Genomic DNA, 20,393 nt, shown 5'->3' on the forward strand with positions numbered 1-20,393 from the left:
GGGGACTCGCTTTTGCTATCGGCTGGCTGAATATAGGTGCCGAATACCCGGTTACCAGTGACAGCCTCGGCTTGCCGACACCAACTTATCCACTCACCAACATATTCTCGGAATAAACGCGGTTCCGGCCCAAGCGCTTTGCCAAATACAGCAACTGGTCAGCAGCGTTCAGGTAATTGCTGAAACTCTCCTGTTCGGCAATTTCCGCGACGCCGATGGAGACCGTGACACCAAGCTCCGAATCGTCGAGCACAACGCGCATCTGGGCGATGTCCTCGCGCAAGCCCTCGCAAAATGCAGCGGCAGCGCTGGCATCAAGACCGAGCAAAAGCACGCTGAACTCCTCCCCGCCCAGTCGAGCCAGCATATGCCCGGTCCCGTCGAGCATGACGCTCAGCCGCCCCGCCACAGCCTTCAGAACCCGGTCACCGACTTCATGACCATAGCTGTCGTTGAGCTTCTTGAAATGATCGATGTCGAGCATGGCGATGCTGCATGGCTCGCCACGTGCACGAATGCTCGCCACCTGTGCCGGTCCTTCATCGAAGAAATAACGGCGATTGCGCAGTCCGGTCAGGTAGTCGCTGAAAGCCGCATAACGCAACTGCCGCAATTGCGACAGCGTCTCGATATTGTGCTGTATCCGGCATTGCAGTTCTTCGACGACATAGGGCCGATAGACGAAATCGTTCGCCCCGGCCTTGAGGAAACTTGCCGAAAGCAAGCGATCCGAGGACGACGAAATCCCGATGATGCGCAGGCGGTCGCTGTGGTGTTGACGCCGTATGCGCCGCGTCAGCTCGTAGCCGTTCATATCGGGCATATGGTAGTCGGTGATTACCAGCTCGATGTGAGGATTATCGGCCAACAGTGTCAGCGCCTCGGCCCCAGTCTCGGCATCATAGACCTGGAATTTCTGAACGCGCAGCAGATCGACCAGCATCGCCCGGGCCGATGCCACGTCGTCGACAACCAGGACGCCAACATTTCGGTTTGAAAGAATGCGGTCGATCGACTCGACGACCATGTCGAGCGCGCGCTCATTGTCCTTGATCAAATAGTCGGCAACGCCGCGCTCGAGCAGGCGCTCACGCATGTCTCGATTGAAATCGGCGGTGAAAACCACGGCCGGCACATTGAGCGCCACGACCTGATCCAGTACTTGCCCGTCGTACGAATCCGGCAGGTTCAGATCGACAACGGCGATATCGAACACATCTGCCGCAATCGCGGCCTCGAACGACTTGACCGTTGCGCAATGGGTTACCTGATAACCAAGCTCGTTTTCAAAACGGTGACATAGGATTGAAGAAAGAGAGCGCGAGTCCTCGATGACGAGAACATGAGCCTTGTTTCGCGACGCAGGCCGAACGGCATGGTCAGGCATGCGACTACCAAATGAATTAAACATAATGACCTGCAATACCAGCGGCAGGCGTGGAACCGGGTTCCCGCCTGCCGCTTGTTCTACGCGAAATTGGCTCTGCGCGCCTATTTAGTCCGCGCTTGCGCCGCTCTGATTTGCACCAGCGTATCAAGGTTCTGGTTAACGCGGCAGTAGAATTCTTCGTCGATGAACGGGCGAAGCATGAAATCGTTACCGCCAACCTTGAGGAAGCGTGCGGACAGCAGCCGATTGTTGGACGACGAGACGCCAATGATCCGCAATTCGTGACTTCCGCGAACGGAACGAATGCGCCGGGTCAATTCGAAACCATCGATGTCGGGCATGTTGTAGTCGGTAACAACGAGACCGATATCCGGATTGGTCTTCAGAATTTCGATCGCCTTGGCACCGCTATCGGCGAGGCTGACACGGAAATTATAACGCTTGAGACGACTGGAGAGCAGAGCACGGGCGGTCGCGCTGTCATCGACGATCAGCACATGGTGCCGGTGATTGGTCAAGAACCGGTAGACGGATTCAGCCAGCATATCGACGGCAAAGACGTTGTCCTTGAGAATGTAGTCGACAATGTCCTTGGCCAGCAGCTTCTCACGGATTTCGTCGTGAAACGTCCCGGTAAAGACAATCGTCGGGATATTGCAGTCGATCATGTATTCGAGCGCTTCGCCATTCTCGGCACCGGGCAGATTGATATTCGATATGGCAAGTACGACTGGCTCGTCATTGAGCTCATTGGCCATCTGCATGTCTTCAAAGGTTCTGCAGATCTCGATATCGACGCCCATCAGCTCCTTGAGGCGCTGGCTGATCATCTGTGTGAAGACGTTGGAATCTTCCCCGAGAATGATGCGGACATCGGGGAATGTTTCCCCGGAATATTGCATCCCGGAAATACCTAGAACTGCCATGACTCGCCTTTTTGTGTTTTATTCAACACTTAGCCATTTAGCAGTGATCATTTGCGGAACCGTTAATTTGACCATTTTAAGGCAGCAACGCGAGGCGATAGTTAAGCAATGCGGAAGCCTGACCTTTCGGCAACCATTCCTACTTGCGCAAGATCGCCGACGGACACGCAGGACGGTTATGATCTGCCCGTGCAGTCCACACAGACGCCCGTACCGGCTGCTTCACTTGATCGTCGCGATACCGTCCTTGATATCGACGGTTTCGCCACCGGCAAGACCCAGCCTGTCGCCATTTGGCAACGTTACGAAGCAGCCTGTCGGGCAGATCGAATCCGAGCCTCCGGCGTCGAGCGACACCTCGGCGCGATTGCCGTTCTCAACCACGATCAGCACGATCGAAGACGTGCCCGAGTTGCTGATCGAGGCCGCCACGGCAACACCGGCGAGGGCCGGGGTCAAAGAGAAAAGCACGCCACCCACTGCCAGAAGTCTGATCATTTAGGTCGCGGGGTTCAAGGCCCCGCCCTCTGTTGCGCATGACCGCTCCCAGGAAGGTTCTTCCCCGCGGCCTTACCCCTCTTCTGACGCATTCCCCCTGAATGGCGCCTGAATGAGGCATTCATGGCAGGAGTTTGTCATCATCCGTCCCGTCATGCAATTCGCTCTCGCTTGGCTTCCGTCCCGCTTCCTTTCCGCGATTGTGCCGCAGCAGTGAACTGCGGTCGCTGTCGCTCAGATGCAGCATCACATCCTGATGCGGATACGGCATCGAGATGCCTTCCGCTCGGAATCGCCGCAAAACTTCCATACGGACGCTGTTGCGGATCGCCAGGCCATCATTCATGTCTGCAAGATGGAAGCGCAGTTCGAAGTCGAGCGACGAGGCGCCGAACCGAAGAAATTCGACATGCGGTTCGGGATTGCGCAGGACCTGGGGAACCGTGTTGATGATGTCGAGCAACAGATCGATCACCTCTTGCGGATCAGCCTCATAACCGACGCTCACCGGGATTTCCGACCGCTGCATGCGGTTTCTGTGCGTCCAGTTGCCTACAGGCGCGTTGATCAACTCCGAGTTCGGCACGATGATCGACTGCTTGCGGAAGGTCTCAATCTCCGTTGCACGAACCGAGATCCGCTTGACGATGCCTTCCGTCGTTCCGGTCAAGACATGGTCGCCGACCTTGAACGGCCGCTCCACCAACAGAATAAGGCCCGAGACGAAGTTCGACACGATGTTCTGCAAGCCGAAACCGATACCGAGGGACAGGGCGCCTGCGACCAGTGCCAGGCTCGACAGGTCAATACCGGCCGCCGATATCCCGACGATCCCTGCCAGCGCCGTACCCAGATAGCCAATGCCGGTCTTCACCGAATTGCGCACACCCGGATCGACATGTGACCGTGCCATCACATTGCCATCGAGCCACTTCTGCAGCCATCGCGTGACGACCAGACCCAGCGCAAACAGCAGGACGCCGCCAAGAATCCCGAAGATTGAAATGCGGATCGTGCCGACATTGACCTCGGTGAAAAGATTGTAAAGCCACAGCTGAATATCGCGGGGCTGGAAGCCCCACGACATCAGGATCAGCGGAATGCCGAGGATCAGCGCAAAGGCGTAGATCAGCAGACCGGCAACGATGCCACTTTGATCCAGCCCCACAGGACCAAGACGAAAGCGCTTCGCCACATATTGTCCAATGCGTGTATCGCCGAACTGGTTCGGGGCAGAGATCGCCTTGCCCGAGAGGATGCCGATATACATGGTCGCCAGCACTGCGCCGGTCACTACGATCTGGGTGGCGAGGAAACGCGCAAAGCCGACATAACCGATGCCGCTGGCAAAGATCAGCAGGATCCCGACAAGCCGGAAAGTGCTTGAAACGCTGCGCGGCCAGGCCCTGCCCTTGTCAAACGGGTCGCCGCTCTCGGCAAGCACGGGGCGCAGGAACGAAACGATGAACAACAACAGGCCGACCGTCAGCGACGAGATCAGGCTCTTCATGACCGTCAACACAACCGGAGAGCTGAATGCCTCGCTGATCACCGCCAGGACATAGTCGAGGCCGTTTACCAGAGCCATCAGGAAGATTGCGATCGTCAGGTCTCGCGCACCGACGTTGGACAGCTTGACGAGCCGCCAGTTCGGCGCTCGCGGTGCAAGCGCTGCCCGCGAGATCATCGACACGAAAAACACCAATCCGACGAACCCGAAAATAGAACTGACGATCGGTGCTATATCCGGTCGCAGGATATTGAAGGTATCGAGAAGGAAATAGGTATTGGCCAGGAAGAAGCCGAACGCCAGTGACGGCAGGATCGTTGACCAGAAAGCCACCGACAAGCGGCTCATATAGTTCGGGTTCTCGACCATCGGGTCGCGGCGGATCAGTGAACCGAACAGCCGATATTCGATGAACAGCATCGCAGACGCCAGCACCACGGAAAGAAAGACCGTGATTGCGAAAGGCACAGTCTTGTACTTCAGCACGAAGACGATCCAGCTGACGATGCTACGGTGAACGCGTCCGACATCCGCGGAGAACGATTCGGCCGCCTCTGCCGCAACCTCGGCGTTGATTTCGGTATGTTCGAAAAGCTGATCGGTAAAGATTGCGCGCCGGATGCTTGTGATTCGATCGGCGAGCGACTTGCCTTCAATCGACAGATCCTCGGCCTGACCGGTCAGCGCATTGATCTGCGAGCGAGCGGCGTTCTGCCGGTTGCGCTCTTCGGTGACATCAGCGGCTTCCGCCGGCTGTCCTTCTGCAGGCGGCTCTCCGAGTTCGGTCAGACGGGTTTGGATATCATTCAGCCGCGGTCTGAGTTCGACGGAGATTGCCAGCAGGTCACGGACCATGCCGTCGACCTGCACTTTCAGATCAGCCAGAACACGATCGTCCTGCTTGCTTTGCTCAACCTGATTGTTCAGGTTTTCCAGCCGCTTGCGCGCTTGCTCGATTTGCGTGTCGGCTTTCGCCAGTTTTTCATCCCGAAGCGGCTGCGCGGCTGCAGGCGTGGCTGCAGCGGCAGGCTCGGTCGCCGCTGCCGGCGCCGTTGCTTCAGCAGCGGGTGCCGACACCGGAGGCGCCGCATCTCCTGCGGGAGCCTGCCCAGCGGGCTGCGCCTGCTCTTGTGTCTGCGCTTGCGCCACCATGGAATGGAAAACGACTGGCGGCAAAACGACCGCAGCCAGCGCAAGAACAATGGAAAAGAAGCCGTATCGAAGTCGGATCAATGCAAATCCCTAGCCTGTATGAGAAATCGGCGGGACCATAGAAGCAGTTATAGGCAAAAGAAAGAACCGCTGAAACGACGATGGCCGGTGGAGAAAATGCTCCACCGGCCATTGTTCAAAGTTCTGCCATCAAGCAGCGGCAGCGACCCGAAGGGCCTCGAAGCGCAGCACCTGATCTTCGATCAGTGCACGGTCCTTGTCACGACGGACGAAGACCTTGAACATGGCCTTGCCATCCCCATTCATGAACCAGACGGAACACGAGCGGCGGCCATGGAAGCCGCGGTCGACGAAAGCGATATTCACGCAACGATCCTTGCGGATATGCCCGCCGATCGGGCTGTCGCCATGAATGTTGAACCAGCCATGTCCTTCGCTGCCATCGACGAGTGCGCCGTTCACCTCCAGCACGACGTCATCGGTATGCACGATCAGCAGGATTTCTCCCCAGCCGGTCATGTCCTTCCACACGGTATCCCAGCGCTCGGCCGGGACCAGAACGGCGGCGCCCGCCGGCAACACGGAAAGTACATCCGCGGGCGACACATCCGCCTGAGCAGCAATCTGCTCGATGACGCCTTCCGGCTTTTCTGCAAGTGCGGCACGTGCGCGCTCGAGGCGCTCATTGGTCGATTGAATTGGCGTATCCATCATGCGCTCACGCTGCAACTTCGGCGCGCTTGCCGGTGCGGTCTTCATGGATGATCACGTCGAACCCTTCGAAATGCGGACCGGAGAGATACTGGACCTTGCTTTCGCCTGTGCGGGCATGCGCCGCGCGGAACTGCTCCGACTGCGTCCAGGCGACGAAATGCGCATGGCTTTCCCACACCGTGTGCGAGGCATACAGCGTATGATCCTCTGCCTTGCCACCCTTCAGCATGTGGAACTCGACATAGCCCGGCACTTCAGCCAGCCGCGCCTGACGCGAAAGCCACTGATTTTCAAAGGCCTCTTCAAAGCCCGGCACAACGCGAAAACGGTTCATGGCAATATACATGTGACTGATCCCTCTCGATCCAAAATGAACGCGGCGCGATACAGGCAAATCGCCGTCGGGAGCAATTTCTCGGATCTCACCAACACAGCGCCAAGCCTGCAATCTGTTGCCTTCCTAGATAAACTTGTGTAACTAAGTCAAGTTAAATGTCGCTGCTTTCCCGGCGCCATCACACCCCGAAACAGAGCGAGGTGACGTCAGCCGAAAGGCTTGCCGATCGCCTTGCACCATAGGTTAAGCGATAACATGCGTTCTGTTCACTTGCCCCGCCGCCTCGTCCTTTCTCTTGCCTGCGCTTTGCTGATCGCGCCCCCGACATCCTTCGCCCAGACAGCGGATGCCAAGCGCATTGTCGCCATCGGCGGCACCGTGACGGAAATCATCTATGCGCTGGGTGAAGGCGACCGGGTCGTGGCCGTTGACACCACCAGCAGCTTTCCCGCAGAAGCCACGCAGAAGCCCAATATCGGTTATGTTCGACAGGTCTCGGCGGAGGGAGTTCTGTCACAAAAACCGGACCTGATCATCGCCGAGGCAGGTGCAGGCCCCGCCGATGCAATGAATATTCTCAAGGCAAGCGGCCTGACATTGGTCAGCATTCCGAGCCCGCCGGAAACATCGGCGATTCCGGCCAAGATCCGCGCCGTGGGCGAAGCAATCGGACGCAAGGACAAGGCAGATGAGCTCGCGCTCAAGGTCGAGGCGACGCTGAAGGCGACGGCAGAAAAGACCACATCCACAAGCACCAAGAAAAAGGTGCTCTTTGCCCTCTCGCTTGCCAATGGCCGCATCATGGCTGGCGGTTCGCATAGCTCGGCTGATGCCATCATCCGGCTTGCCGGCGGTGAGAACGCGGTCAGTTCCGTGTCGGGTTACAAGCCCCTGACCGACGAGGCAGTCATCGCGGCGGCCCCCGATGTTGTGCTGGTGATGAGCGGTGGCGCCATGCATCTGACGGCGGAACAGGCATTCGCCCTGCCCGCTCTGGCCTCGAGCCCCGCAGCCAAGAACAAGGCTTTCGTCACCATGGACGGGCTCTATCTCCTTGGACTTGGCCCCCGCGCGGCAGACGCCGCCGCCGAATTGCATGGCAAGCTCTACCCGGAGGCGAGCAAGCTGTGAACACCTTGGCGCTTCTCGCCGGTCGCGGCACCGTCAGCGGCGACCGTTCCGCACTCGGCCTGCTGATGCTGGTCGCGCTCGTGCTCTTGCTGGTCCTGGCCATCTTCACGTCGATCGTCGTTGGCCCGACCGGCGTCGGCCTGCCCCATCTGCTCGACTATCTGAGCGGCAATGCAGCAGCTCTCGACAGCCAGAACCTGCTGATCCTGGAGGCGGTGCGCCTGCCCCGTACGGCCATCGGGCTGCTGATCGGCGCAGCACTTGGCGTCTCGGGCGCCATGATGCAGGGCCTGTTCCGCAATCCGCTGGCTGACCCCGGAATTGTCGGCGTGACCTCGGGCGCTGCGCTCGCGGCCGTGACCGCTATCGTGCTTGGTCCAACACTGCTTTTCCCGCTGCAATCCGTGCTCGGCGAACAGTTTCTGCCGCTGATGGCCTTCCTGGGCGGCCTTGCCAACACGTTCCTGCTGTATGCCATCGCCACACGGCATGGCCAGACATCGACGACGGCTCTTATTCTCTCCGGTATCGCCATAGCGGCCATGACGGGCGCTGCAACCGGACTGCTGATCTTCATGGCCGACGACCGCGCGTTGCGCGATATCACATTCTGGTCGCTGGGTTCGCTCAGCGGTGCAAGCACCGCCAAGATTCTCGCGATCCTGCCCTTTGTCGGCTTCGTCATGCTGATCATACCCTTCGTCGCAAAGGGCCTTGACGCGCTCGTCCTCGGCGACGCCGCCGCATTTCACATGGGCGTACCGGTCCAGCGCCTGAAACGGTTGACGATCCTCGCCGTGGCCGCTGCCTGCGGTGCCACGGTTGCCGTTGCCGGCTCGATCGGCTTTGTCGGCATAATCGTCCCGCACCTGCTGCGATTGGCCATCGGTCCGTCGCATCGTTTCCTCCTGCCAACCTCCGCGCTTGGCGGCGCTTCACTGCTGCTGTTTGCCGACAGTATCGCGCGCACGGTTGTTGCTCCGGCCGAACTGCCGATCGGCATCATCACAGCGATCCTTGGAGCGCCGGTCTTCCTCATGCTGTTGCTCGGTCGAAACAGCCGTTCGAGCATGGAGGGATTGTGAGATGATCCGAGCCAGACAAATCAGCATCATTCGCGGCGGACGCACACTCTTGGACCGCGTCAGTCTCGATCTCACACCGGGACGGTTCACGGTGGTGATCGGCCCGAATGGCGCGGGCAAGTCCACCCTGCTCAAGGCCATCTCGGGCGAATTGCAACCCGACCAAGGCGAGGTGCTTTACCATGACCGTCGCCTGACCGGCCTGTCGGCCATCGCATTGGCGTCAGAACGCGCGGTCCTGCCACAGTCAACCGCATTGTCTTTTCCCTTCACAGCGCTGGAAGTGGTTCGCATGGGCGCGGTCGCCCATGGTAGCCTGGAGCCCGGCCTGGCAGCCCGCCAGGCACTCGCCCGTGTCGGCCTTGGCGGTTTTGAGGCAAGAAGCTACAACGCGCTTTCCGGCGGCGAGCAGCAGCGCGTGCAGCTGGCCCGTGTGCTGGCGCAGATGCCCTCGCCGGTTTCCAACGGCAAGCCATGTGCGATCTATCTCGACGAACCGACGGCAAGCCTGGACATCGGTCACCAGATTTCCGTCCTGGAGCTGGCCCGCGATTTCGCCCGCGCCGGCGGCATCGTGCTGGCGATCCTGCATGACCTGAACCTCGCCGCAGAGTTTGCCGATCATCTTGCCATCCTGCACAAAGGCAGACTTGTCTGCGAAGGCCTTCCTGGCGATACGATCAACGACAGCATCATCCGTGAGGTCTACGGCATCGCCGGAACGGTCGGGCGGCTGCCGGCCCATCACATCCCCTATGTCTTGCCCCAGTCGCGGCAGTCGGCTCAACGCTGAGCCGGCTATTCAGGTTATCCACAGTTATCCACAGGGCAAGCAAACATAAACGCGCGTGAAAATGGCAACAGAAGGTGAACGTGACCGACTGAAGTGAGGAACATGCGAGGAACATCCCGGACGCGCACCGGCAGCGACAAGCCAAATGCAATGAGCGAAAATCATTAGCCGACTGCCGATCGCGCTTCGGAGAATTCGCGCGCCGAATCCTGCAACTTGCCCGCGCTTGAAGCGCGCCTAAGTAAATGGATGCGAAAGCACTTTTGTTGGGATCGCGAACGTTTCAATCACCGTTGACCCTTCGGGTCACAACATGTCCAAACTATTGGAAAGATTGAACAATGGTGGGTGATGTAGGGCTCGAACCTACGACCCGCTGATTAAGAGTCAGCTGCTCTACCAACTGAGCTAATCACCCGCCGCGCCCCGTTCTGGAGGCGTGACCGGGCGTATAAACAGGATATCGGACCTTGTCTAGCGCCGAGACGAAATTTCTTGGCTATTTGGTCAAAAAAATTTCAGAAATCCGAAATTTCCCTTATTTTTCAAAGATCGAGACTACCGGTCGCAAGACGCACCGCTTGACCGCCAATGCGAGCACGCGAAATCGCACCGTCTTTGACATCGATATGCAGATGAATGTGGGACGACCGGCCCATCTCCACGCCCTGCTCCACCATCAGCGGGTGATGGCCATCCGGCAATCCATCGAAATGCCAGATGGCACCCGACAGCGCAGCGACGGCGGATCCCGTCGCAGGGTCCTCCGTAATGCCCATATCAGGCGAGAACATCCGCGCATGGAACTTCGCCGCATGATGGACCCCGCCGCGACAATAGACATAGGCAGGCGTAAGGCGCCCCTCACACAGAGGCGCCGTGCGCTCCCAAAGTTGTGGATCGAACTCCAGGCTTTCGACAGCCGCAATGTCATGGACAGGCACGAGCAGAAACGGCACACCAGCCCCCCAGATGGCCGGAACATGGTTCTCGAAGCCGATGGCCGTAACCTTCAGCGAAAGCGCGTCAGCGATACCCTGACGGTCGAGTGGCAGATCATAGCGGCTTGAGGTCCGCGGCAGGTCGAATTCGGCAAAGCTCGCCTCGCCGGGCCTGAGCCTGACGGCACAGCGAACCGGACCTACATTTTCCTCCAGCACCGTGACGAGATCGAGACCGCCGTCCTGGCCGCCATAGGCCTGCTCTGCAAGCGCGATCGCGGTTCCCACTGTCGGGTGGCCCGCAAACGGCAATTCCCGCGCCGGCGTGAAGATCCGGATGCGCGTGGCATGCGCAGAATTGCCAAGTTTCTGCACAAAGACCGTTTCTGAGAGATTGAACTCGGCCGCGATCGATTGCATGGCCTGATCCGAGAGGTCGTCACCGTCGAAAACCACAGCCAGCGGATTGCCGGCAAGTTTGCGATCGGTGAAAACGTCATAGATGGAATAGTTTCGTGCCACGGGCAATCTCCGGTCGGTCGCATTTGGCCCGTCACACTGCCCCAGCGCAACGCGCAAGGCAAGCAACGGGCGTCACCGCCGCGACGCGAAGTACCAGTCGAGAATTGGCAGCATGGCGGGATTGTAGCGATACGCGTTGTGGTCTCCGTTGCGGATGGCGACGGCGCCTGATATTTCCTGCTCTTGCGCACAGCCGGCAAACAGATTGATCGCCGTGATCAGATCTTCCGCCGTCGCATCGAATTGAAAGATCTGGAAAAACGTCAGCCGGCGCGACCGATAGCTCGCATAGACCAAACCATCAGTTGCGGCGTCCTTAAGATCAAGCCCCGTTTCCTCCAGCACTTCGCGACGCATGTTGCCGGCAAGATCGCAGACGCCATCGACGACATCGGAGGCATCAAGCGAGCCGGCCGCGAAATAGACCTGCCCGGCGTTTGCCGTGTGCGAGGCCATCTCAACGGCAATCAGCGTGCCGTCAGACGCGGCAATAACCGGATAGCCGAACAGATGGCAGGCCCCTGACCTGTCCTGCTGCTTTCGCCACCAGAGAAAGGTGGAAAACGAAGACAGATAGCCTTCGGCCTCGATCGCAGCCCCGTTGAGCCTGATCCGGTTCTGCAGGATCATTCGCCCATCGAACAGCCTCGGATTGGCCGCGTGCTCGACAGCCCAGTTTTCGGCGATGGCATCGCGCATGGTCTCCTCCAGTGGATGGAAACCCGGCAATACCGCCAGATGATATGACTGGATCGGCATCACCGTGCCATCGACCCTGAGGCCGGTCTCGTCGATCATGACCGCCTCTTCACGGCACATGCAGGGTTATCGCAACCGGGCAGTGATCGGACGCCTTCGGCCTGTCCCAGCCAACACGCGGATAGCGCTCGATTTCCTGGCCCGGCGGAAACGGTGTCCGGAACGGCTGACCGTTGCGGATGATGTCGGGCGCAACGGTCGGATTGGCCCGTGCAAGCGCTGGCGAGAGCCAGATATAGTCCAGTTGGCACAGATGCTGCTCCTCCGGGCCGCGCGCGTGATAGAGCGTCCATCGGTCGAGAACATGGCGGCGCAGCATGACGTTTTCGGCAAAGTTGTCCGAGGACAGGATGTCGAGGGCGCTGCTCAGGCCGCCCACCGGCTCGAACCGATACCCGAGACGCCTTTCGCCGATGACGTCGACGCGCTCCTGATAGTCGTTCATGTCGCCGCAGATGAGGAAATTGGCTTCGGAGACCTGATCCATGCCGAACCGGTTTTCGATGATGTGGCGCACGGCCTTCACTTCTGCCTCGCGGATCGGCCTGGTGCTCTCCCGCCCATCGACTCCATCGCGACCATTGGTCATCGACTTGAGATGCAGGACATAGATTGTCAACGGCCGACCACCGATGCGCAGATCAAGCTCGAGGCAATCGCGCTTGAAGATCTTGCTATCCGGCTGCAGATTCGGACCGAGGCCGGAATGATAGAGCGATAGGTCCCTGTAGGTGAGCGCAGCATGGCTCTTTATATCTACAAGCTCGATCCGCTCGCCGCCGCGCGTCTGTTCGCGCATCAACACAGCCACATCGATGCCACGGCTGTCATTGCCCTCGATAATGTATTTCTGCCGGTAACCCGCCCCGGCCATGCGGAAGAGATAGCCATACTCGAACGCCTGCAGGGACTCCATATTGTCCACCTCCTGCAGGCAGAGGATATCCGCATCGGTATCGGCAATCGCAAGCGCCGAAAGCTGCCTTGTGTCGTCGGTCGTGGCCACGACCCGCGCCGCCTCCAACTGCTGATAGCCGAGCTCGGTCTTGATCTCGAAGAGTTTCAGCACCCGGTCTGAGCGCAACTGGTTGCGAAAGCCGGTGAAATCGAATCGGGCGATCAGGTTCTCGATATTGAAGGTTGCGATACGCAGCGACATCTCGATTACAGCCTTTCGAGCCGGGAGGAGAATCTGTGGAAACGACCTTCGAGCTTTATTGCAGAGATTTTTCGGCAGCGCGACACAGCAGCCGATTTCGGATGGACTTTGCCGAACCGCAGCTCGATCGACGATGGCCATGCATCGACCGGCAAAGCGCAAGCAAGCGGATGCAGAAAGACTTCAGAGACGCCAACCGCCGGCAATTATGACCGGGACCACGGCCCCAACCTGCAGCCGCTCGCGCCAGTGAACCCGAAGGGACTGACCGTCGCCGAGGCGCAAGCCCACGGTATAGCGCTCGCCCTCGAAGACCACGCTTTCCACCACTGCCGGCAAGCCACCATCGCCGATATGGACATCCTGTGGACGAACCAGAAGGTCCACAGACGGCGCGTCCAATCGCGTCAAAGCCAGCTGGACGGCCTGCCAGTCGAAATTGCGTGCAGCGCCTGCCACGACCCGGACAGACAGAATGGCACCACGCCCGACAAGCTCGCCCACACGCCGGCCCTCCGGTCGTGCATAGAGCTCGTCAGGTGCCGCCATCTGCAGCAGCTTGCCGTCCGCCATCACCGCGACATCGGTTGCCAGCGCCATCGCCTCCGCCTGATCATGCGTCACATAGATCATCGTGGCGCCGGAGCGCGCATGAAACTCGCGGAAAGCGTCCTCCATCTCGCCCCTGAGATGACGGTCGAGATTGGCCAGCGGCTCGTCCAGCAATACGACATCGGGAGATGTTACAAGGCAACGGGCAAGCGCCACTCGCTGACGCTGTCCACCGGAAAGCGCTGCTGGGCGGCGGTCGCCATACGCTTCAAGCCGCACCGATCGCAAAGCCTCCAGCACTTTCGCGCGGTAGCGTTCGCCGGTCACCCCACGCACCTTCAAGGGATAGCCGACATTCTCGGCAACCGTCATGTGCGGCCACAAGGCATAGGACTGGAACACCATGGCCATGTTGCGCCGTTCCGGCGGCACGACCCTGGCTGCATCCGACATCACCCGCTCACCTAACAGGATCGAGCCATCCGTCGGCGTCTCGAAGCCCGCGACCATGCGCAGCACCGTCGTCTTGCCGCAGCCCGAGGGCCCGAGCAGCGCCAGAAAGCCTCCGTCGCGGATCTCCATCGACACGGCATCGACAGCCGGCCGGCCGGTGCCAAAATCCTTGCTCAGTTGATGCAGGGTCAGTTTCGCCACGGCACGACACCTTTCGGCAGCCAGGCCGCCATCCATTCGAGGAGCAACATCAGCACGACGATCATCAGCACCACCAGCACGGACAGCGCCGCGGCCAGATCATACGATCCGCTGTCGTCGAGATTGTAGATCGCGACACCCAGCGTCTGGGTACCGGCGGACCAAAGCAACGCGGACACTGTCAGCTCATTGCAGGCGATCAGGAAAACCAGGATCACCGATGCACCGGCGGCGGGTGCGATCAGAGGAACCAGTATCTCCGCCAACCGCCGCCAGAACCCGGCACCGGACAGGCGCGCCGCCTCTTCCAGCGCCGGATCGATCTGCCGGAATGCGCTGATGATCGGCTTCAGACCGACGGCGAAGAAGCTGGAAAGATAGGCAAGCAGGATGATCCACAGCGTCCCGTACAGCGTCACTCCGACAAGCGGGATGGGTGCGGCGAAGATCAGGATGAAGGCGACCGCTATGACGACACCCGGCAGCGCATAGGGGATCTCGATCATTGCAGCGACCAGTCCCGTCCAGCGGCTTTTCGTATGCGTCAGGGCATAGGCGGTGAGTACACCAAAAACCAGCAGTCCGAAGGCCGTCAATCCGGCGAGGCATAGCGAATTGACGAAGGCGGTCCGGGTCACCGCCTGGCGCAACAGGATCTCCTCATAGGCCGACAGGGAAATCGTCTGCCATGAAAACACAACGCCATAGGTCGAGACGAGTGATCCCGCCAAAAGCGCCAGAAAGGGAAGGACCAGCATCACGAACAGCAATAGCCACAATGTCATCTCGACCGGCAGCCGCCAGAGACCAAGGCTGAAACTTGCCGTCAGACCGGCGCCGCCGATGGTCCGGTATTCCCGATTGCGCAACGCCCGTTCCTGCAGACCAAGGCCCGCGATGGCAAGGATGGCGATCATTGCCGAAAGCATGGCTATGTCACCGAATGTATTGGCCCCAAAGCTGGCGAACCGTGCATAAATCAATGTAGGCAGTGTGTAGATGGCTGCGGGCATGCCGAGGATGGCGGGAATGCCGAAATTGCCGACGCCCGAGACAAATGCGATGGCAGCACCTGCAATAAGCCCGGGCATGGCAAGCGGCAGCACGATATCGCGCAGCACCTTGCGCGACGAGGCTCCCGAGAGCTTGGCGGCGTCGATGCCTTCCTGCGGCAGCGCCAACAGCACGGCCCTCAGGGAGAGAAACACCAGAGGCGCGTGCTGCACGCCAAACAGCAGGGCGATCCCATAGATCGAATAGAGCGGCTGCGGGCTTCCGAGCGGCGGCGCAAGGCCGATCGCCTTCAGCAGCGGACTGGACGGCCCTGACAGCCCGACCCAGGACAACGCGGTCACCTGCGGCGGGATCATCGTCGGCAGCATGAACAGAAAACCCAGCACGCCCCTCGCCCGGACATTGGTCAAGGCAAGGGCGAGCGCAAACGAAGCACCAATGATCACAGCGACAACCATGCCCAGAAATGACGTCGTGAGCGTGTTGACGGCAGCCTGCCAGACTGCTGGCTCGCGCAGCAGGTCCAATGCCTTGCCGCTCCAGATCGAACGAGATCCGGCGACCACGAGACGCAACAATGGCAAGGCGCAAAGGCTGAAGACGAGCAGGCCGACAAAGGGGAACAGCCAGCGAGGCTGGCTGTTCGACTGTTGCGAAGAAACGGTCATACCTGGGATCAATTGGTGCCGAAGATACCGGAGAAGGTCTTCAGGTCGTCTTCGCTGGCCTTGAGGGCCTCGCTGGCATTGATCGGCAGAACCTTGATCGTGTCGCGTGCCGGAAAGCCTTCCGGTACGGCCATGCCGTTGCGTGCTGGAATGTAGCCGAGCTTGAGGAAACCTTCCTGGCCCTTTTCAGACAGCACGTAGTCGATGAAAAGCTTGGCTGCCTCGGCATTCTTGCTGCTCGACAGGATGGCGACAGGCTCGGTGACGGCAGACACGCCTTCCTTCGGGAAGACGAACTCGACCGGCGCACCCTTGGCCTTTTCGCGCAGCGGCATGTAGTCGACGACGACGCCATAAGCCTTTTCACCAGTCGCAACCGCCTTCAACACCGCACCATTTCCACCTGATGCGGTCGTGCCATTGGCCTGCAGTGCCTTGTAGTAGTCCCAGCCCAGAACGTCGACGCGCACCAGTGTCTGGGCATGAATGAGGGCAGCTCCGGACGTAAGCGGGCTCGGCATGGTCACCAGGCCCTTGGCTTCCGGCTTCGCCAAGTCGCTCCACGAGGTCGGCTTCATGCCGGCCGCCGTATTGTACATGATGCCGGTGGTGATCAGCTTGGTCGAGTAGTAAGCGCCGTCGGCGTCATAGAGGCTGGCGTCATAATTGGCCGCCTCCGGCGATTTGTAGGCGAGCAGCTGGCCGGCCTGCTTCATGCGCTCGAGCGTCACGGTGTCGGCAATCAACAACACATCGGCGACCGGATTGCCGGCCTCGATCTCCGCCATCAGCTTGGCCATGATCTTCGGGGTACCGTCACGGACCCAATCGACCTTCACGTCGGGATGCTCCGCCATGAAGCCATCGACGGTCGCCTGCGCATCTTCGTTCGGCTGGCTGGTGTAGAGCACCAGGTTAGCAGCATTGACCGAACCAGCCATCAGGCCAAGGGAAACAAGCGCGGTAAAGGCGCAAAGGAGCTTTGTCATCCGGGTATCCTCGTTGCATCAAGTCACCGCTCCTTAGTGGTTCCCTTTGACAGGTGGATGACAGCAGCGACGCCTGCCGGCTGCATCCCCGGCGCCGCACTTCAACACTCAATGAACTATTGTTGGGTAAGCTACGGCAAAGTCTCCCATCCAAGGATTGCAGCCACAGGCAAATGCTGCGATCTGGAACCGAAATTTCACGGGAAAATCAGTATCATGAAGACAGGCAGCCATTGGCGCGCACGCTTGCGGTATGAGTTCGACAAGAGCATGGCGGCTGGCGCGATAGCGCTCATGGGCTGGCTGGCATTGATATCCCTGATTGTCATCGTGATCGCAGGCATCTTCCTTGCCCTCACCGGCATTGCACCGGAAGGCGGCGAACCGGTGAGCTTCATCGAAGCGGCATGGGAATCGCTGATGCGCACCATGGACGCCGGAACCATGGGCGGCGATGTCGGCTGGTCCTTCCGTATGGTCTCGCTCGCCGTGACCATCGCCGGCATCTTCGTCTTCTCCGCCCTCATCGGCGTCATCAGCTCCGGTCTGGAAAACAAGCTCGATGAGTTGCGAAAGGGCCGCTCGCGGGTATTGGAGGCAGATCACACCATCATTCTCAACTGGTCTCCCTCAATCTTCGATATCATCAGCGAACTGGTGATCGCCAACCAGAGCCGCCGCAATCCGCGCATCGTCATCATGGCCCACAAGGACAAGGTGGAGATGGAAGACGAGATCGCCACCAAGGTCGATGACCTGAAGAACACCAGGATCATCTGCCGCAGCGGCGATCCGACGGATCTCTATGACCTGGACATCGTCAATGCCCAGACATCCCGCTCGATCATCGTGCTGTCGCCGGAAGACGACGATGCCGATTCCCGCGTGATCAAATCCGTACTGGCCCTGGTCAACGATCCGAAGCGCCGCGCCGCGCCCTACATGATCGCAGCCGAGATCCGTAACGCCGCCAACGCAGAAGTCGCCCGTATTGTCGGCGGCGGCGAGATGCAGCTCATCCTCGCCGACGACCTGATTTCGCGGATCGTGGTCCACACCAGCCGCCAGTCCGGGCTGTCGGCGGTCTATTCCGAACTGCTCGATTTCGACGGATGTGAGATTTACACCCTTGAACAGCCGGAGCTGACCGGCAAGCCTTTTGGCACTGCAGTGATGAGCTATCAGGCAAGCACGCTGATCGGCATCTGCGACAACACTGGCGCGGTTCACCTCAATCCGCCGCCGAACCGCGTATTCGAGGCCGGTGAAAAGGCCATCATCATTTCCGAGGACGACGCCTCGATCAAACTGGACGCAGGCAAGACGACCGTCGCGCAGAGCCTGATCCTACCGCCGGTCGCCCGCGAAAAGCAGGCTGAACGCACCCTGATCCTTGGCTGGAATCGCCGAGGCCCGATCATCGCCACCGAGCTTTCACGCTATGTGGCGCCCGGATCTCATCTCACGATCGCAGCTGAAACACCCGGTTTCGTCGATGAGGTATCCGCGCTGCAAATCGATCGCGACATCATGACGGTCGATGCCAGATCGATCGACACCAGCCATCGCGGCACCTTGAACGAGTTGGATATCCCGTCATACGACCATGTCCTGGTCCTCGGCTACAGCGACACGATGGCTGCCCAGACTGCAGACACCCACACGCTGATCACCCTGCTTCAACTGCGCCAGATTGCAGAGAGCGCCGGAAAACACATCAGCGTCGTCAGCGAAATGATCGACATCCGCAATCGCCAACTGGCGGAAGTGACCCGAGCCGATGACTTCGTCGTCAGCAACAAGCTGGTCAGCCTTATGCTCGCCCAGGCGTCGGAGAATGCCTATATGGCCGCGATCTTCGGCGAATTGCTGGATGAAAAAGGCTCGGAGATCTACATGCGACCGATCTCGGACTACGTATCGATCGACAAGCCTGTCAATTTCTACACCGTCACGCTCTCGGCTCTTCGCCGTGGAGAAATTGCCATCGGCTATCGCAAGCAGAACGAGTCTGCCGCCGATCCGCGTCGCCTCGGCGGCGTGGTGGTCAATCCACAAAAGGGGCAGATGATGCATTTCAGTCAGGACGACATGGTGATTGTCCTCGCAGCCGACTGACGCAATTCGAGAGGTGATGCAAAAGGCCCGGATGCAGAAACAACTGCTCCGGGCCTTTTGCATGCATGGACGGGCTGATCACGCAGCCTTGGCCAACACGCCGCCGACAAGGCGACCAAGCCGCTTGATGCCCTCATCGATCATCTGCTCGTTGGCACAGGAGAAAGAGAGACGGAGCGTGTTGGTACCGGAGCGATCGGCAAAGAAAGCCTGCCCCGGAACAAAGGCGACCTTTTCGGTCTGCACGGAAAGCGCCAGCAATTCGGCACCATCCATTCCTTCCGGCAAGGTAACCCAGACGAACATGCCACCTTCGGGCCGGGTCCAGCGCGTGCCCGCCGGCATGTACTGGTCAAGTGCCGCCAGCATGGCGTCACGCCGTGCGCTATAGGCCCGCCTGATCTTGGCGACCTGCGCGTCGAAATGGCGTTCGGCGACATGGGTGATGGCGATCTGGTTAATCGATGACGAATGCAGGTCCGCAGCCTGCTTCATCAGGACAAGCTTGCGGATGACGGCCGTCGACGCTACCACAAAGCCGACGCGCAATCCGGGTGCGAGCGTCTTGGAGAAGCTGCCGCAATAGATCGTCCGCGAATTTTCGATCGAGCCGCTGCGTTCGATGTCGAGCGCCAGGATTGGCGTCACCGCCTCGCCGTCATAACGCAGATGCTGATAGGCAGCATCCTCTATGACCGCAATATCCAACTCATCGGCCAGAGCCAGCAAACGCTTGCGGTTTTCAAGCGAAACCGTCTCGCCGGTCGGATTGGAAAAGTCCGAAGACAGATAGGCGAATTTCACCGAGCCACCATTGGTTTCGGCCGCTGCCGTGTAGCTTCCCGGCGTCCTGTTGCCAAGGCTCAGCTGGTCGTACATCGGTTCATAGGCATTGAACGCCTGCAGGGCGCCCAGGTATGTCGGCCAATTGACCAGTGCCGTGTCGCGCGGCGACAGGAACAGTTTGCCGAGATAGTCCAGCGCCTGCTGCGAGCCGGAGGTGATGAAGATATTGTCGATACTGCACTCGATGCCGAGCCGGGTCATGTCCGCCTGCAGCCATTCGCGCAGCGGCCTGTAGCCCTCCGAAACCGAATACTGCAGGGCGGCACCCGCCTGTCCACCAGTGAAAATCTCGGCATAGGCATCCTTGAACGCCTCATCCGGAAACAGCGCCGGGTCCGGAATACCGCCGGCAAACGAAATGATCTCAGGCTGGTCCAGAAGCTTCAGCAGCTCACGGATTTCCGACGCGCGCATACGCGACGAGCGCGTAGCGAAAATATGGTCCCAATCAAGCACGGGCGTTTCCTCGGATGTTCTTTTTGACATCCCACGAGACCATGAAAACATAGATATGTCAACAATACTGACCTATTATGCAATTGACCAATCAAACTATTGAAAAGAATGAAACTATTAGAAAAACGAGAGCGAAATCGATCGCGCCTTCGATGGCA

At 59.5% G+C, this 20,393-nt stretch carries 17 protein-coding genes and 1 tRNA gene; 4 read left to right on the top strand and 14 right to left on the bottom strand.

Annotation, left to right across the window (positions count from 1 at the left end):
* Positions 1-85: 85 nt before the first annotated feature.
* The 6 genes from IM739_RS14345 to IM739_RS14370 form a co-directional block, all read right to left on the bottom strand.
* Positions 86-1,387 (bottom strand): diguanylate cyclase, encoded by a 1,302-nt coding sequence (locus IM739_RS14345; protein ID WP_237368389.1) that lies wholly within the window; start codon positions 1,385-1,387, stop codon positions 86-88.
* A gap of 104 nt (positions 1,388-1,491) precedes the next feature.
* Entirely contained in the window at positions 1,492-2,316 is an 825-nt protein-coding gene (locus IM739_RS14350) for a response regulator (protein WP_007598909.1), read from the bottom strand.
* A 222-nt stretch (positions 2,317-2,538) separates the two neighbouring features.
* The gene (locus tag IM739_RS14355; RefSeq protein ID WP_237368390.1) at positions 2,539-2,814 is read right to left on the bottom strand and encodes a hypothetical protein; all 276 of its coding nucleotides are present in this window, start codon (positions 2,812-2,814) and stop codon (positions 2,539-2,541) included.
* A 121-nt stretch (positions 2,815-2,935) separates the two neighbouring features.
* On the bottom strand, positions 2,936-5,557 hold the full coding sequence (locus tag IM739_RS14360; protein ID WP_237368391.1) for a mechanosensitive ion channel family protein: 2,622 nt from the start codon (positions 5,555-5,557) through the stop codon (positions 2,936-2,938).
* Positions 5,558-5,686: 129 nt separating this feature from the next.
* Entirely contained in the window at positions 5,687-6,208 is a 522-nt protein-coding gene (gene hutX / locus IM739_RS14365) for a heme utilization cystosolic carrier protein HutX (protein WP_237371080.1), read from the bottom strand.
* 7 nt (positions 6,209-6,215) lie between these two features.
* Entirely contained in the window at positions 6,216-6,557 is a 342-nt protein-coding gene (locus IM739_RS14370; protein ID WP_237368392.1) for an antibiotic biosynthesis monooxygenase family protein, read from the bottom strand.
* Positions 6,558-6,803: 246 nt separating this feature from the next.
* Here IM739_RS14370 and IM739_RS14375 point away from each other — a divergent pair, with 246 nt between their 5' ends.
* From IM739_RS14375 to IM739_RS14385, 3 genes are all read left to right on the top strand, one after another.
* Entirely contained in the window at positions 6,804-7,679 is an 876-nt protein-coding gene (locus IM739_RS14375; RefSeq protein WP_237368393.1) for a heme/hemin ABC transporter substrate-binding protein, read from the top strand.
* 65 nt (positions 7,680-7,744) lie between these two features.
* The gene (locus IM739_RS14380) at positions 7,745-8,764 is read left to right on the top strand and encodes a FecCD family ABC transporter permease (RefSeq protein ID WP_442981137.1); all 1,020 of its coding nucleotides are present in this window, start codon (positions 7,745-7,747) and stop codon (positions 8,762-8,764) included.
* A 1-nt stretch (position 8,765) separates the two neighbouring features.
* Positions 8,766-9,557, top strand: coding sequence for a heme ABC transporter ATP-binding protein (locus IM739_RS14385; protein WP_237368395.1), 792 nt, complete (start codon positions 8,766-8,768; stop codon positions 9,555-9,557).
* A 342-nt stretch (positions 9,558-9,899) separates the two neighbouring features.
* Here IM739_RS14385 and IM739_RS14390 read toward each other — a convergent pair.
* The 7 genes from IM739_RS14390 to IM739_RS14420 form a co-directional block, all read right to left on the bottom strand.
* Positions 9,900-9,975: transfer RNA gene (locus tag IM739_RS14390), tRNA-Lys, on the bottom strand.
* A gap of 127 nt (positions 9,976-10,102) precedes the next feature.
* A complete protein-coding gene (locus tag IM739_RS14395; protein ID WP_237368396.1) occupies positions 10,103-11,020 on the bottom strand; it encodes a PhzF family phenazine biosynthesis protein in 918 nt (305 codons plus the stop codon).
* 72 nt (positions 11,021-11,092) lie between these two features.
* Positions 11,093-11,818, bottom strand: a complete 726-nt coding sequence (locus IM739_RS14400) for an NUDIX hydrolase (RefSeq protein WP_237368397.1) — start codon at positions 11,816-11,818, stop codon at positions 11,093-11,095.
* A 10-nt stretch (positions 11,819-11,828) separates the two neighbouring features.
* A complete protein-coding gene (locus tag IM739_RS14405; RefSeq protein WP_237368398.1) occupies positions 11,829-12,938 on the bottom strand; it encodes an endonuclease/exonuclease/phosphatase family protein in 1,110 nt (369 codons plus the stop codon).
* Positions 12,939-13,121: 183 nt separating this feature from the next.
* The gene (locus IM739_RS14410; RefSeq protein ID WP_237368399.1) at positions 13,122-14,144 is read right to left on the bottom strand and encodes an ABC transporter ATP-binding protein; all 1,023 of its coding nucleotides are present in this window, start codon (positions 14,142-14,144) and stop codon (positions 13,122-13,124) included.
* Entirely contained in the window at positions 14,132-15,826 is a 1,695-nt protein-coding gene (locus IM739_RS14415) for an ABC transporter permease (protein ID WP_237368400.1), read from the bottom strand. Before IM739_RS14415 ends, IM739_RS14410 begins: the two co-directional genes overlap by 13 nt.
* A gap of 8 nt (positions 15,827-15,834) precedes the next feature.
* On the bottom strand, positions 15,835-16,815 hold the full coding sequence (locus IM739_RS14420) for an ABC transporter substrate-binding protein (protein WP_237368401.1): 981 nt from the start codon (positions 16,813-16,815) through the stop codon (positions 15,835-15,837).
* A 216-nt stretch (positions 16,816-17,031) separates the two neighbouring features.
* On the opposite strand from IM739_RS14420, the gene IM739_RS14425 reads away from it, so the two are divergent.
* Positions 17,032-18,933, top strand: a complete 1,902-nt coding sequence (locus IM739_RS14425) for a CASTOR/POLLUX-related putative ion channel (RefSeq protein ID WP_237368402.1) — start codon at positions 17,032-17,034, stop codon at positions 18,931-18,933.
* A 78-nt stretch (positions 18,934-19,011) separates the two neighbouring features.
* On the opposite strand, the gene IM739_RS14430 is transcribed toward IM739_RS14425, so the two are convergent.
* Positions 19,012-20,235 (bottom strand): aminotransferase-like domain-containing protein, encoded by a 1,224-nt coding sequence (locus IM739_RS14430; protein ID WP_237368403.1) that lies wholly within the window; start codon positions 20,233-20,235, stop codon positions 19,012-19,014.
* Positions 20,236-20,393: the final 158 nt, after the last annotated feature.

The organism is Rhizobium sp. SL42 (assembly GCF_021729845.1).
Taxonomy (GTDB): domain Bacteria; phylum Pseudomonadota; class Alphaproteobacteria; order Rhizobiales; family Rhizobiaceae; genus Allorhizobium.